The organism is Nonomuraea insulae (genome assembly GCF_042656245.1).
In genome coordinates, this window is the sequence record NZ_JBHSPA010000035.1 from 25,944 (window position 1) to 39,816 (window position 13,873).

11 protein-coding genes are annotated in these 13,873 nt (G+C 69.4%); 4 read left to right on the top strand and 7 right to left on the bottom strand.

Annotated features, from left to right (window positions below):
- Positions 1-26 precede the first annotated feature (26 nt).
- On the top strand, positions 27-455 hold the full coding sequence (locus ACFPZ3_RS30010) for a YybH family protein (protein ID WP_379517624.1): 429 nt from the start codon (positions 27-29) through the stop codon (positions 453-455).
- Positions 456-479: 24 nt separating this feature from the next.
- Positions 480-800, top strand: coding sequence for an NIPSNAP family protein (locus ACFPZ3_RS30015; protein WP_379517625.1), 321 nt, complete (start codon positions 480-482; stop codon positions 798-800).
- A gap of 25 nt (positions 801-825) precedes the next feature.
- Here the strand turns inward: ACFPZ3_RS30015 and ACFPZ3_RS30020 are convergent, their stop codons facing one another.
- Entirely contained in the window at positions 826-1,662 is an 837-nt protein-coding gene (locus ACFPZ3_RS30020; RefSeq protein WP_379517626.1) for a sensor histidine kinase, read from the bottom strand.
- Between the two features lie 252 nt (positions 1,663-1,914).
- Between ACFPZ3_RS30020 and ACFPZ3_RS30025 the strand changes: the two genes are divergently transcribed.
- Positions 1,915-3,060, top strand: a complete 1,146-nt coding sequence (locus ACFPZ3_RS30025) for a beta-1,3-glucanase family protein (RefSeq protein ID WP_379517627.1) — start codon at positions 1,915-1,917, stop codon at positions 3,058-3,060.
- Between the two features lie 55 nt (positions 3,061-3,115).
- On the top strand, positions 3,116-5,335 hold the full coding sequence (locus ACFPZ3_RS30030) for an alpha-glucuronidase (protein WP_379517628.1): 2,220 nt from the start codon (positions 3,116-3,118) through the stop codon (positions 5,333-5,335).
- On the opposite strand, the gene ACFPZ3_RS30035 is transcribed toward ACFPZ3_RS30030, so the two are convergent.
- The 6 genes from ACFPZ3_RS30035 to ACFPZ3_RS30060 form a co-directional block, all read right to left on the bottom strand.
- A complete protein-coding gene (locus tag ACFPZ3_RS30035) occupies positions 5,329-6,018 on the bottom strand; it encodes a DUF624 domain-containing protein (protein WP_379517629.1) in 690 nt (229 codons plus the stop codon). The two genes, ACFPZ3_RS30030 and ACFPZ3_RS30035, sit on opposite strands and share 7 nt — an antisense overlap.
- 84 nt (positions 6,019-6,102) lie before the next feature.
- The gene (locus ACFPZ3_RS30040) at positions 6,103-7,617 is read right to left on the bottom strand and encodes a GH39 family glycosyl hydrolase (RefSeq protein WP_379517630.1); all 1,515 of its coding nucleotides are present in this window, start codon (positions 7,615-7,617) and stop codon (positions 6,103-6,105) included.
- Positions 7,618-7,687: 70 nt separating this feature from the next.
- On the bottom strand, positions 7,688-9,334 hold the full coding sequence (locus ACFPZ3_RS30045; protein ID WP_379517631.1) for an ABC transporter substrate-binding protein: 1,647 nt from the start codon (positions 9,332-9,334) through the stop codon (positions 7,688-7,690).
- 38 nt (positions 9,335-9,372) lie between these two features.
- Complete coding sequence (locus ACFPZ3_RS30050) at positions 9,373-10,251, bottom strand: carbohydrate ABC transporter permease (RefSeq protein WP_379517632.1); 879 nt, start codon at positions 10,249-10,251, stop codon at positions 9,373-9,375.
- On the bottom strand, positions 10,248-11,234 hold the full coding sequence (locus tag ACFPZ3_RS30055; protein ID WP_379517633.1) for an ABC transporter permease: 987 nt from the start codon (positions 11,232-11,234) through the stop codon (positions 10,248-10,250). The genes ACFPZ3_RS30050 and ACFPZ3_RS30055 overlap by 4 nt, the downstream gene beginning before the upstream one ends.
- Positions 11,231-13,525 (bottom strand): beta-xylosidase/alpha-l-arabinosidase, encoded by a 2,295-nt coding sequence (locus ACFPZ3_RS30060; RefSeq protein WP_379517634.1) that lies wholly within the window; start codon positions 13,523-13,525, stop codon positions 11,231-11,233. Before ACFPZ3_RS30060 ends, ACFPZ3_RS30055 begins: the two co-directional genes overlap by 4 nt.
- Between the last annotated feature and the right edge of the window lie 348 nt (positions 13,526-13,873).

Genomic DNA, 13,873 nt, shown 5'->3' on the forward strand with positions numbered 1-13,873 from the left:
ATTCACTCATCTTCCTGGAGGATGCGATGACTTCAAACGAGTCCGACGTCAGAGAGCTGCTCGACAGGCGGGTCGCCGCCTGCCGGGAAAAGGACATCGACCAGCTCATGTCGCTTTACGCTTCTGACATCGTCTATTTCGATGTGGTGCCACCTCTGCAGTTCGTGGGAGCCGCTGACGTCCGTCGTAACTTTGTGCGGTGGTTCGACGAATACGAAGGCCCGATCGGCCTGGAGACCCACGAGCTCAACGTCGCGGTGAGTGCGGATGTCGCGTTCGCGCACATGCTGCACCTGGACAGCGGGACGCGCAACAACGGCGTCGATGGCGCGGTATGGATACGGTCAAGTGTTTGTTGCGAACGGTCCGGTGACGAGTGGCTGATCACGCACGAGCACATCTCCATGCCGGGGACCTGGCCTGCCCCTCCCGCCGAGGAGCATCGATATTCTTGATCCGCGTCCAGGGCGGGAGGAATAATGATCACTTGCGTCGTCGACTACACCATCGACCCGTCGAAGATCGCCGCGTTCGAGGAATTCGCACGCCGCTGGATCGACCTGGTCAACCGGCACGGCGGGACACACCACGGATATTTCCTGCCCGCCGAGGGCGCCAGTGACAAAGCTCTGGCCCTTTTCAGCTTCCCCAGCCTGGCCGCCTACGAGACCTACCGCCAATTGTTCGGCAAGGATCCGGAGTTCATCGCCGCCGACAGGATCCGCGATGAAAGCGCGTGCGTCATTCGCTATGAACGCACCTTCATGCGTCCGCTGCTCCCGCCCGGTAGCGCGGATTGACGTGTCGTGAGAAGCAGGCGGTCAGTCACGTGGCGCGGGGCTGTTTCGGCAGTCGTAGCACGAATCGGGCGCCGCCGGCCGGCGAGTTCTCGGCGCGCAGGGTTCCGTTGTGCGCGAGCGCGATGTCGTGGGCGATCGCCAGGCCGAGGCCGGTGCCGCCGTGGTCGCGACTGCGCGCGGCATCCAGCCTGACGAACCGTTCGAAGACCCGTTCGCGGTCCGCCTCGGCGATTCCCGTACCGTCGTCGGAGACCGTCAGCTCGACGGCGTCCCCGTCCTCGCGCACCTCGATGTGGATCAGGCAACGGGCGTGCCGCTGCGCGTTGTCGAGCAGGTTGGCCAGCAGCCGGTCGAGCTGGCCGCGTACGGCGCTGACACTCGGCTCGCCCACGACCCGCAACCGGATCTCGGCCTCGCCGGCCGGTCGCCGGCAGCCGCGCACCGGCCGGTGGCGCCCGGCGACGTTCGTGCGCCGATCCACCTCGGCCCCGGCCACCTCGGCCAGATCCACCGCCACCCGCTCCACGGGCGCGCCCACCTCGACCCGCGCCAGCAGCAGCAGGTCGGTGACGATCGCCTGAAGCCGGTCGACATTCCGCAGGGCGTGCTCCAGCAGCTCGGACAGGTCGGTCTCGTCCGGATGCAGCCGGGCCTCCTCCAGCTCCGCGCGCAGCCCCGCCAGCGGGGTGCGCATCTCATGCGAGGCGTCCGCCGCGAACTGCCGCGTCCGCTCGAACACGTCCGTACGCGCCTGCGCCGGTGTGCCGGGCCGGTGCGGGAGCCCCCAGCCGGCCACATCGTGGGCCTTGGGCGGGTGGCACATGACCATCGGGACCACTTCCATAGTCGGGTGTCGGCTCATGTCCACCACCATGCCGGTCCGGCCTGTCGATCGACTGTCGATCTTGGCTCGGTCGCTGTCGGCGGATCCGTTGAACTCATCGGACCAGACCAGCAACGGCATCCACTAAGAGAGCGCTCTCCCACGCGGCGGCGACCTCGGTGCCGTTCATGAAGAGGCAAGCCAGGCGGAGTGAAGGCTCTTGACAGCCGGACGTTACTGGAAAGAAACTTAACCGAAATCGCGAGAGAGCGCTCTCTTAGGAGTCTACCGATGATCACCAGACGGGCTCTGCTGGCCGGCGCGGCGGCCACCCCCATCCTTGCCCTCGCCCAGCGGGCCGACGCCGCGACCACACTCCCTCTGACCGTCGTCAACCACACCTACCGCTACGCCAACAACGCGATCTACCTCTACGTCGTCGGCACCGACCCCGCCACCGGCAACCAGGTCTACGTCCGGGCCGACGGGACCAAGGTGCCGGTGTCGCTCTCGCTCAACGGCCCTGACGGGTTCGCCGACCTGTCCATCCCGCTCGCGGGCAGCGGCGACACGCGCGTCACGCTGCCCTGGATGGCGGGCCGGGTGTACGTCTCCATGGGACAGAAGCTCAAGTTCAAGGTGGTGCTCGACGGCAACGGCCGGCCCGCGCTCCAGCACCCCGCCGGCTGGGTGAAGTCGGACCCGGGCTACAACGTGCTGCACGACTTCATGGAGTTCAACTTCAACGGCGGCGGCATGTTCTGCAACACGACCATGGTCGACATGTTCAGCATCCCGATGGAGCTGCGGCTGGCCGGCCAGTCCACCCAGACCTCCGGCACGCTCGTGGCCAACGGCCGCGACCAGATCTTCGCCGGCATCGCGGCCAGGCCGAACTTCAAGCCGCTCATCGTGGGCGACAATCTGCGCGTGATCGCCCCCGGCCACGGCATCGACGCCGGCATCTTCCCCGCCAACTACCTCGACTCCTACATCAACCAGGTGTGGAGCGCCTACACCTCGGCCAGCGTGCGGGTCACGGCGAGCGGCGTGACGTACACGGGGCGGGTCTCGGGCGGGCAGCTCGTCTTCGACAGGGGCATCCGCGCCTTCGCCAAGCCGAGCACCCGCGACGTGTTCTACTGCAACGGCGCCCTGCACTCCGACGGCGTCTCCGGCCCGGTCGCGGCCATCCTCGGCGCCGGGTTCAACCGCACCACCCTGCTCAGCCACCCGAACCAGCCGACGACCGACCGGGCCACGTTCTACCTGCCGGCCATCACCAACCACTACGCCCGCGTCCTGCACGAGAACACCGTCAGCGGCAGGGCGTACGGCTACCCGTACGACGACGTCGCCGACTGGTCCACCTACATCCAGGACCTGGCCCCCACGTCGATCCGGCTGCGCCTCACACCCTTCACCGCCACCACATAAGAGCGGCTCGGCGGGCACCGGTAGATTCGCTTCCGGAGAGACCTAAGGAGCCCCCGTGACCATTCCCCACCCGACCGGCGTCCATCCGGCCTGGCTGCCCCCAGCGGCGTTCCGCGCGGCCGGCTCACGCCGCGTCCTCGTCCTGGCCGACGAGCCGACAACAGCTCACGGGCACACACCGGCCGAAGGGACGGCGCCGACTCAAGGGGCGGCGCCGGCCGATGGGGCGGCGTTGGTTGCGACCGTGCGGGCTGAGGTGGCGGAGGCCTGTGGCCGGCACGGCGGCGCCGTGGCCGCTCTTGGGCAGGCGTGCGACCTCGTTCTGGCGCTGACCTCGGCGCGGGCGTTGCCGCCCGCCGCCGAGGCGGTCAGAGGGCCTGAAATCGGTCCTGAGGGCTTCCTGCTGGGTCGTCAGGACGGCGTCACGGTGGTGCTCGCCGACGACCCGGCCGGGTTGTTGTACGGGTGGTTCGAGGTGGTCCGGCAGGGCGAGGCGGCGTTCGGGCCGGCCGGTGACCATGCCCCCGAGGCAGCGCCACCGGCCGAGCCGCACCGGCCCGAACTGGAGCCCACCGAACCGCACCCTCCGGCGCTGGAGCCCACCGAGCCGCACCGGCCCGCGCAGAGACCCGCCGAGCCGCACCGGCCCGCGCAGAGACCCGCCGAGCGGCACCGGCCGGCGCTCAAGCGGCGCATGCTGGACCATTGGGACAACATCGACGTGCACCCGGTGATGGGGCAGGTCGAGCGCGGCTACTCGGGCGGCTCGATCTTCTGGCGGGACGGTGCCCGATGCGCGGACCTGACCCGGGTGCGCGCCTACGGGCGGCTGCTGGCCGCGTCCGGGATCAACGCGGTCACGGTGAACAACGTGAACGTGCACGCCACCGAGGCCCGCCTGCTGACCGACCGGCTCGGCGAGGTCGCGGCGATCGCGGCGGAGCTGCGCCCGTACGGCATCCGCGTGCACCTGTCGGTCAACTTCGCCTCCCCCATCCAGCTCGGCGGCCTTCCGAGCGCCGACCCGCTGGACGAGAGCGTGCGGGAGTGGTGGGCCAGGACGACCGAGCGGGTCTACGAGACGATCCCCGATTTCGGCGGCTACGTGGTCAAGGCCGACTCGGAGGGCCAGCCGGGACCGTTCGCCTACGGGCGCAGCCACGCCGACGGCGCCAACACGCTGGCCGACGCCCTGGCGCCGCACGGCGGGGTCGTGCACTGGCGCGCCTTCGTCTACAACCACCGCCAGGACTGGCGCGACCGCGCCACCGACCGGGCCCGCGCGGCCCACGACCACTTCGCCCCGCTCGACGGGCAGTTCAGGGACAACGCGATCCTGCAGGTCAAGCACGGCCCCATGGACTTCCAGACGCGCGAGCCGGTGTCACCGGTGATCGGGGCCATGCCGGGCACCCGGCTGGCGGTGGAGTTGCAGGTGACGCAGGAGTACACCGGGCAGCAGCGGCACGTGTGCTACCTGCCCCCGATGTGGAGCGAGGTGCTCGGGTTCCGCTTCCGGAGCGAGGACACGGTCGCGGACGTCGCCACCGAACTGGTCGCGGTCTCGAACGCGGGCGACGACCCGTACTGGACGGGTCACCCCCTCGCCCAGGCCAACCTGTACGCGTTCGGCAGGCTCGCCTGGGCGCCGCGAAGCGACCCGGCCGCGATCCTCGACGAGTGGATCGGCCTGACGTTCCCGGAGGCGGGCGAGGCGCTGCGGAGCACGCTGCACACGATGATGGACGGCTCCTGGCGGACCTACGAGCGCTACACCGCGCCCCTCGGCGTCGGCTTCATGGTCCGCCCCGGCCACCACTACGGCCCCGACGTGGACGGATACGAGTACACGCCGTGGGGCACCTACCACTTCGCCGACCGCGACGGCATCGGCGTGGACCGCACCCGCGCCACGGGCACCGGGTTCACGGGGCAGTACCCGGAGCCGTGGTCGGAGGTGTACGAGTCGCTCGCCGAGTGCCCCGACGAGCTGCTCCTGTTCTTCCACCACGTGCCCTACGAGCACGTGCTGCGCAGCGGCGTCACGGTCGTCCAGCACATCTACGACACCCACTTCGCGGGCGCCGAGGAGGCCGCCGCGCTGCGGCCCCTCTGGGAGAAGCTGGCCGGCGAGGTGGACCCGGCGCTGCACGCGCGGGTGAAGGAGCGGCTCGACGAGCAGATCCGCTGCGCGGAGGAGTGGCGTGACCAGGTCAACACCTATTTCCTGCGCAAGTCCGGCGTGCCCGACGCGCGCGGGCGGCGCGTCTACTGAGGACGGGTGAACCGCCGCTGGACCTCGGTGATCATCGGCCCGGCGTTCCACAGGAGCGTCGCCGCGAGCACCGAGGCCAGCAGGCCCAGCACGGCCTCCGAGGCGACCAGCGTGACGCCGCCGGCCACGATGAGCAGGCACACGTTGGCCAGGGTCGCGCGGGGGAAGCGGCCCAGTGAATATGCCGCCAGCTTGGCCACGTCCACCGCCCTGAACGCGAACAACGACGTGATGACCAGCGCGTTGGCCACCCAGAGCGTGGAGCCGGCGGCGAGCACGACGAGCAGCGCGGCCCACCAGCCGGGTACGCCGGCGGCGGAGAGGTTGCCCAGGTTCGTCCCGAGCAGGGCCAGCAGCACCAGCCAGGGCGCCCAGATCTTCATGACGCCGCCGAAGTTGAGCTTGTAGCCGCGCCAGAACGCCGTCGCCGGGCGCAGGTCGGTCAGCTCCCTGCTGCGGTGGCGCAGGGCGTACAGGGCGGCGGAGATCGCCGGGCCGGCGGGCAGCAGGCAGGCGGCGACCAGCGGGAAGTTGCCGGCGCTCCGGTCGAGCAGGACCAGCGCCACCAGGCCGGGGACGGTGGTGAGCAGGATCAGCAGCTCGACGGTCAGCAGGGTGTAGACCAGCGCGGAGACGCGTGAGAGCGGCCCCGTGCCGAACTTGCGCGTCGTCACGTCGCTCATACCGTGGCCCCTCCCGCTCCGAGAAGCGTCGTCACGTCGCTCATCCCCCGGCCTCTCCTGCTCCGAGGAGCGTCGTCACGTCGCTCATCCTGTGCGCTCCCCCCGTCCAAGGATCCGGCGGTCGTCATGCCACGGCGGGGTCTCGTCCGCCACCGGCGTCAGCTCGACCAGCGTGACCTCGTGGCGGTCGAGCGTCAGGTCGAGATCGACCGACCCGCCCTCGGCCGGCAGGCTCCGGTGACGGCGGACCGGTTCCGCCGCTTCCCGGAGGATATCGAGCTGTCTGGGGTGTGGTGACCGGGGACGGCCCATTTCGCACCAGGCCGCCCAGGCGTTGCCCATCTCCTCACTCACCGACGAGCGCAGCATGAAGACCGACGGCGCCTCGAAGGGGATCCGCAGGCGCACGGTGTGCCCGGCCACGGCGGGAGCGCCGGTCACGTCCACCGGCGCCCAGGCGAGCACGGTGACGCGGCCCGTCTCGTCCCTGGTGACCAGGTGGTCCTCGCCCCTGGTCAGGAGCTGGTCGCCCATGCGGGCCATGAAGGCGTACAGGTGATAAGCAGGCTTCTTGATCTGCCGGTGCGTGAGCAGGCCGAAGCCGCCGTGGAAGATCGACGTCGGGATGCCGGCCTCCTCGAACGTGTCGCTGAAGGTCCAGTACGAGCAGGAGTCGGCCAGCTCGCCACCCTCCGCCAGGACCGGGGCGAGGTAGGCGGCGTTGAAGGCCGTGTCGTGGATCGGGTTGTCGGGGCGGTAGGAGGTGTTGAACTCCGTGATGTGCACGGGCAGGCCGGCCAGCGGGCCGCCCTTGAGCTGGCGGCGCGGGGTGGCGAACTGCTCCAGCAGCTCCGAGGCGGGCCGGAGCGTCTGGTGCACGCCGAACGGCACGTGCTGGGCCGGGCCCGAGGTGTAGGCGTGGCGGCTGACGAAGTCGACCGGGAGGTCGCGGGCGGTGACGAAGTCGGCGAAGCGCGTCATCCAGTCGTCGGAGCCGGGCGAGATGGCGGGGCCGCCGACCTGGAGCGAGGCGTCCACGTCCTTGACCGTCAGGGCGGTGACCTCGTACAGGCGGTGGTAGGCGGCCTCGTCGGCGCCCTGCCAGAACTCCTTGAGGTTGGGCTCGTTCCAGACCTCGATCGGCCAGCGGCGCACGCGGTCGAGGCCGTACCGGTCGATCAGGTGGGTGAGCGTGGCCCTGACCAGGTCCGCCCACTCCTGCCACGAGCTGGGCGGGGTGACGTTGCCGCGCCACCAGAACACGGTCTGCTCGCCGGAGGCCAGCCCGGAGGGCATGAAGCCCAGCTCAAGGAAGGGCTCGATGCCGAGGTCGAGGTAGGCGTCGATCACCTGGTCCACGTACGTGAAGGAGTGCAGGACATGGCGCTCGCCCTCGTGCTCGTAGGGCCGGTGGACGCCTGCGCCGTCGCTCAGCAGGCCGTGCCCCCTGATGTGGCGGAAGCCGATCTCCCGCTGGACCAGCGCCAGCGAGTCCTGGTAGTCGCGCCGCAGCGCGAGGTCGAAGCGTCCGGTGCCGACGCAGTGGCGCCAGGCGTCGGACAGCCGCCCGGTGGGCTCGCCGGGTACGAGGTCGCGCATGGATCAGTCCTTGGGAAAGAGGGCGGCCGGGCCACCCCGGCAGGAGGGGGTGGCCCGGCCTGGAGGGGAATCAGCCGCCGTGCGTCTTCTTGAACCGCTCGTAGGCGCCGTTCACGAGCGTGATGTACTGCGTGGAGTTCTTGGCCTCCAGCTCCTTGACGTAGGCGTCCCACTCGCCGAGGTCACGCTCACCGAGGACGAACTTCAGCGAGTTCTGGGTGACGTGGTCCTTCAGCGGCGTCTCCCACATCGAGGCCTGCTCGCGCTCCTCCTCGCTGAGCGGGGCGCCCGGCTCGACCGGCCACTGCTTCCTGGTGTTCATCACGTTCTGGAACTCCATCTCCTCGTCCGAGAACGTGGACTGGAGCAGCTTGGTGGGGCCGCCGTAGGCGAACACGCCGTTGCCGAAGCCGAAGTCCTTCTGCAGGTGCTTGGGGGCCCCGGGATTGAGCCCGACGTAGTCGACGTCGTCGGCCAGCTTGTACTTGCCGGAGGCGTCCTTGGTGAACGTGGTGCCCTCGACGCCCCACTTGACGAACTCCAGGCCCGCCTCGGAGTACCAGAGCCAGTCGATGAACTGCATCATGGCGACGAAGTTCTTGTTCTCCTTGGCCTTCTTGGAGATCATGATGCCGTTCTCCATGCGGCTGTCGAACTTGTACGCGCCGACCGGCCCGATCGGCACCGGGATCTTGGCGATCTTGGCGTCCGGGTTGTTCTCGGTCAGCGCGGCCCGATAGTCGTTGATCAGCGACTGCGCGTTGCTGCTGATCACGAAGGACTTGCCCGAGATGAACTTCTGCTTGGCGGCCTCGTCCTGCTGGGTGAAGCTCTCGGGGTCGAGCAGCTTCTCCTTCACCAGCTTGTTGAGGTACTCCAGCGCCTGCTTGTACTGCGGCATGGCGCCGGTGTAGGCGAACTTGCCCAGGGCGGCGTCCCACGTCGAGTGGGCGTAGGCCCAGCCGCCCTTGCTGCCGTACGCCCACATGATGAGCTTGAACAGGTTGCCGCCCGGCGTGGGCACGCCCCACCGGTCGGTCATCGGGTAGAGGTCCGGATACTCGGCCTTCATCGCCTTGAGCATGTTGTAGAAGTCGTCCAGGGTCTTGGGGACCTCCAGCTTGAGCTTCTCCAGGATGTCGGTGCGCACCGCGAAGGAGTAGTCGGCCCAGACGCCCTCGTGCAGGCCGGGCAGCAGATAGATCTCGCCGTCGTTCTGCATGATCGAGTTCAGCTCAGGCTGGAACTTCCACTTGGCGAGCTTGTCCTGGAAGTTGGGCATCAGGTTGAAGTACTCGCTGACAGGCAGGACGGCGCCGGAGGAGACGAACGCCTCCTCCTGCGGGTGGTAGGTCTTCGGGATGATCAGCGGGGCATCGCCGGAGGCGATGAGCAGGCTGCGCTTCTTCTCGTAGTCGCTGAGCGGCACCTCGACCGGCTTGAGCGTGACGTTGGTGCGCTTGGTCATCTCCTGCCAGAGCAACCAGTCGGCCTTGTCCGGGTAGAACGGGTGGTTGTTGTAGAGCACGTCGAACGACACCGGCTCGGTGGCCTTGAACTGCTGGCCGACGCCATAGGAGGCCATCGAGCCCGCCTTGTTGGCCGGCGTTCCCGCGCCCTTCGCCGGGGTCTCGCCGTCGCTGCCGCAGGCGGTCAGGGCGAGAGAGGCGAAGGCACCGAGGCCGATGATCGCCTGACGCCGCGAAATTTCGCGCATTGGGGGGATCCTTTCTGGGGTGTGAGGCGCCGGGAAGGTCAGCCCTTGACCGCGCCGAGCATGACGCCGGAGACGAAGTAACGCTGGACGAACGGGTAGACGACGAGGATCGGCAGCACGGTGAGCACGATCGTCACCGCCTGGATGTTGGCCCCCGCCTGCGTCACTTCCGCGGCCGCCGCGCCGAAGGAGTCGGCGCCGGTGGCACCGGCGATGAGGTTGCGCAAATAGACCGTCACGGGGAACAGGTCCGAATCGTTCATGTAGAGGAACGCAGGGAACCAGGAGTTCCAGAACGAGACCGCGTAGAACAGGATCATCGTGGCGAGGACCGCCTTCGACAGCGGCAGCACGATCTTCCACAGGATGCCGTAGGTGTTCAGCCCGTCGATGGCGGCGGCCTCCTCCAGGTCCTGGGGCAGGCTCTCGAAGAAGGCCTTCATGACCAGGAGGTTGAACACGCTGATGGCGTTGGGCAGGACGATCGCCCAGAGCGAGTTCTTCATGCCGAGCCCGCTGATCAGCACGTAGTTCGGGATCAGGCCGCCGGAGAAGAACATGGTGAAGACCGCGACGCCGACGAGGAACTTGCGGCCCCTGAGGTGCTTCTTGGACAGCACGTACGCGTAACAGGTCGTCATCACGATCGCGATGAACGTCGCGACGACCGTGTACACGATCGTGTTGCGGTAGTTCGTCCAGAACATCGGGTCCGACGCCACGATCTTGTACGTCGTCAGGTTGAACCCCTTGGGAATGAGGTTCACCTCGCCCGCGCTGATGGCGCCCTGGGAGCTGAACGAGCGGGCCAGGATGTTGACGAACGGATAGAGCGTCACCACCACGACCACGGTCAGGATGACCCCGTTGAACCACTGGAAGACACGGTGGCCCCGGTTCATGTCGTGCGTTGTCACCACAGGCTCGTCCCAACTGTGCGACGGGAGATCACATTCGCCGAGAGGATCAGCACCAGGCCGACCAGCGCCTCGAACAGGCCGATGGCGGCGGCGTAGCTGAAGTTGCTCGCCTCCAGGCCCATCCGGTACAGGTACGTGGAGATCACGTCGGCGGTCGGATACGTCAGCGGGTTGTAGAGCAGGAAGACCTTCTCGAAGCCCACCGCCATGAACGTGCCGATGTTGAGGATCAGCAGCGTGACCGCCGTCGGCCGGATGCCGGGCAGCGTCACGTGCCAGATCTGCCGCCACCGGCCGGCGCCGTCCATCCTGGCGGCCTCGTAGAGCTGGCCGTCGATGGTGGTCAGCGCGGCGAGGTAGAGGATCGTGCCCCAGCCGACGGTCTGCCAGACCTCCGAGCTGACGTAGATCGTCCGGAACCAGTCCGGGTCCTGCATGAACGAGACCTTCTCGCTGCCGACGAAGTCGAGGAAGGCGTTGATCGGCCCGTCGATCGACGTCATCTGCATGACGAGACCGGCCACGATCACCATCGACAGGAAGTGCGGCAGGTACGTCACCGACTGCAGGAACCGCTTCAGCGTGCGCCGCCGCACCTCGTTGAGCAGCAGCGCGAGCACGATCGGCAGCGGGAAGCAGAAGATCAGGGTCAGCGTGCCCAGGATCAGGGTGTTGGTGAACACGTTCCAGAACGTCGGGTCGCTCAGGAACATCTTCACGTAGCGCAGGCCCACCCACTCCTCGCCGAAGATGTTGCCGCCCGGCTCGAACTTCCTGAAGGCGATGATGTTGCCGAGCATGGGGGCGTACCGGAAGATCAGGAAGAACAGCATCGGCAGGACCGCCAGCGAGTAGAGCTGCCAGTCGCGGCGCAGCGCGCGCACCCACGAGTTGCCGTTCTGACGCCGGCGGCGCCCGGTCGCCGGTTTCACCTCTGGTTCCCGCACCTTGCTGGGGCTCAGCGTCTCAGGTGTGCTCATCCTCGGCCCTCCGGAGGGTTACGGTCGATGTGCGCCGGCGCCCGCAGGTGCCGGCGGTGGCCGACCTCCCGCTCCGACCCGGTCAGGCGCAGCGGCAGGGTGGCCGCGGCCTCGGCGCACGAGCGGCCGAGCCGCAGCTCGACGGCGCCCGGCTCCACGATGCGCCGGCCGTGCGTGCCGGTGAACGACGTGACGTCGGCGGGGACGGTGAAGCTCACCCGTGCCGACTCCCCCGCCGCCAGCGGTACGCGGGCGTAGCCGATCAGGCGGACCTCCGGCCTGGTCGTCTGCGCGACCGGGTCGTGCAGGTAGAGCTGGACGACCTCCGCGCCGTCGCGCTCGCCGGTGTTGCGGACCGTGACCTCGACGGCCACCTCGCCGTCCACCGGCCACTGCGTGGACCCGCCCTGGACGCGGGCGTCGCTCCACTCGTAGGCGGTGTAGCTCAGGCCGTGGCCGAACGGGTACGCGGGCGTCGGGTCGACCGACGACACGTCCGAGCGGCGGCCGAGCGGCGGGGCCAGGTAGGTGGCCGGCAGGCCGCCCGCGTCGCGCGGCACGCTGACCGGCAGGCGGCCGGTCGGGTTCACGGCGCCGGTCAGCACCTCGGCCAGCGCCTGGCCGCCGCGCTGGCCGGGGAAGAAGCCGAACAGGACGGCCTTGGCGGCGTCCACCTCGCCGCCCAGCGCATACGGGCGGCCCGCGAGCAGCACCAGCACCACCGGGGTGCCGGTCGCGAGCACCGCCTGGACGAGCTCGGCCTGCACGCCCGGCAGGCGCAGGTCGGTGGCGTCGCAACCCTCGCCCGAGGTGCCGCGCCCGAACAGCCCGGCGCGGTCGCCGACGGCCAGCACGCACACGTCGCTCTCGGCGGCCAGCGCGACCGCCTCGGCGATGCCGGAGGTGTCGCCGTCGCTGATGCCGCAGCCCCGGGCGTAGGCGAGACCGGGGACGAGCCCTTGGAGCGACTCGCGCAGCGAGGGCAGGTCCAGCCCGAGTCCGTGCTCGGGGTGCGGGCCCACGTGCGCGGGGAAGGCGTAGCAGCCCAGCATCGCCATGGGGTCGTCGGCGACCGGGCCGACCAGGGCCACCTTCCGTCCCGCTGCCAGCGGCAGGAGGCCGTCCTCGTTGCGCAGCAGCACGATGGCCTCGCGGGCCAGCCGCAGGGCGAGCTCCTGGCTCTCCTCGTCGTCGAGCCGCACCTCCTCGGCGGGCCCCGGCAGCGGCCGCCAGTCCTCGTCGAGCAGGCCCAGCTCGGCCTTCTGCGCCAGCACGCGGCGCAGGGCGCGGTCGATCAGCGCCTCGTCCACCGTCCCGGCCTTGAGCGCCTCGATGAGCGGGGCGCCGAAGGTGTCCACCGTGGGCAGCTCGACGTCGATCCCGGCCCGCAGGGCGATCCCGGCCGCCTCACCGGCGTCGGCGGCCACGCGGTGCAGCCGCTCCAGGAAGCGGATCGCGAAGTAGTCGGCGACCAGGGTGCCGTCAAAGCCCCATTCGTCGCGCAGCAGCCCGGTGAGCAGGCTCTCGTCGGCCGCCACCGGCACGCCGTCGATCTCGGTGTAGGAGTGCATGACCGAACGGGCGCCGCCCAGGCGCAGCGCCATCTCGAACGGCGGCAGCACCACGTCCGCCAGCTCCCTGCGCCCCATCGCGACGGGCGCGAGGTTCCTGCCGCCGCGGGAGGCCGAGTAGCCCGCGAAGTGCTTGAGCGTGGCGACGATCCCGGCGCCCTCCAGGCCCCGCACGTACGCCGCGCCGACCGTCCCCACCAGGTACGGGTCCTCGCCGATCGTCTCCTCGGTACGCCCCCAGCGGTAATCCCTGGTCACGTCCACCACCGGGGCCAGCCCCTGATGGATGCCCGCGGCGCGCATGGAGCGGCCGATCCGCCCGGCGACCTCCTCGATCAGCTCGGGGTCGAACGAGGCGCCCCAGCTCAGCGGCGCCGGATACACCGTCGCCCGCCAGGCCGCGAACCCCGTCAGGCACTCCTCGTGCACCTGCGCCGGGATCCCGAACCGGCTGGCCCGCACGATCTCGTCCTGGGAGGCCGCCAGCGACCGGGCGCCCGCCACGGGATCGACCGGCGCCGTCCCGAACGGCCGGGTGAGCTGGCCGAGGCCCTGCCGGATGGCGTCGTCCCATTCGGGGCCGCTGCCCATGTCGGTCTGGTGCGGGGCGACGCCTCCGCCAGAGGCGTCGGCGCCGACCCACACGCCGACGAGCTGGGCGACCTTCTCTTCGAGGGTCATCAGCGGGATGAGCGCGTCGGCCCGCTCGGTGGGCGACAAGCGCGTGTTCCGCCACTGCTCGCTCTCGCCGGATGCCGAGCTTGTGTCGATTGGTACCTGGCCCCTCATGCCATCCCTTCGGCCATGACGGCGCCGCCCGCGGCGAGAGCGGGGGGTGTAACGCGGGGGTGACGCCGAAACTTTCAAGCAGATTTGTTTAATCTTGCGGCAACATATGGGGCCTGTTGTGGCGTGTCAAGAGTGCCGCCAACCTGCTATGTTGCGAATCCTGCCGACCGGGGCTTCATCCGAGTTCAGGAGCGGGTCAAGGCATGGCGGGACGTTAAGTTGCCCGAAACTTTCGGAAACTCAGAGGTGGGGCTGCCGATGACGGATACCGCTCACATG

What these genes read in the sequence shown, in the direction of transcription:
- ACFPZ3_RS30035 (WP_379517629.1), bottom strand. Translation starts at nt 6,018, where the DNA reads ATGAGCGACGTGACGACGCGCAAGTTCGGCACGGGGCCGCTCTCACGC.
- ACFPZ3_RS30055 (WP_379517633.1), bottom strand. Translation starts at nt 11,234, where the DNA reads ATGAGCACACCTGAGACGCTGAGCCCCAGCAAGGTGCGGGAACCAGAG.
- ACFPZ3_RS30010 (WP_379517624.1), top strand. Translation starts at nt 27, where the DNA reads ATGACTTCAAACGAGTCCGACGTCAGAGAGCTGCTCGACAGGCGGGTC.
- ACFPZ3_RS30045 (WP_379517631.1), bottom strand. Translation starts at nt 9,334, where the DNA reads ATGCGCGAAATTTCGCGGCGTCAGGCGATCATCGGCCTCGGTGCCTTC.
- ACFPZ3_RS30025 (WP_379517627.1), top strand. Translation starts at nt 1,915, where the DNA reads ATGATCACCAGACGGGCTCTGCTGGCCGGCGCGGCGGCCACCCCCATC.
- ACFPZ3_RS30020 (WP_379517626.1), bottom strand. Translation starts at nt 1,662, where the DNA reads ATGAGCCGACACCCGACTATGGAAGTGGTCCCGATGGTCATGTGCCAC.
- ACFPZ3_RS30040 (WP_379517630.1), bottom strand. Translation starts at nt 7,617, where the DNA reads ATGCGCGACCTCGTACCCGGCGAGCCCACCGGGCGGCTGTCCGACGCC.
- ACFPZ3_RS30015 (WP_379517625.1), top strand. Translation starts at nt 480, where the DNA reads ATGATCACTTGCGTCGTCGACTACACCATCGACCCGTCGAAGATCGCC.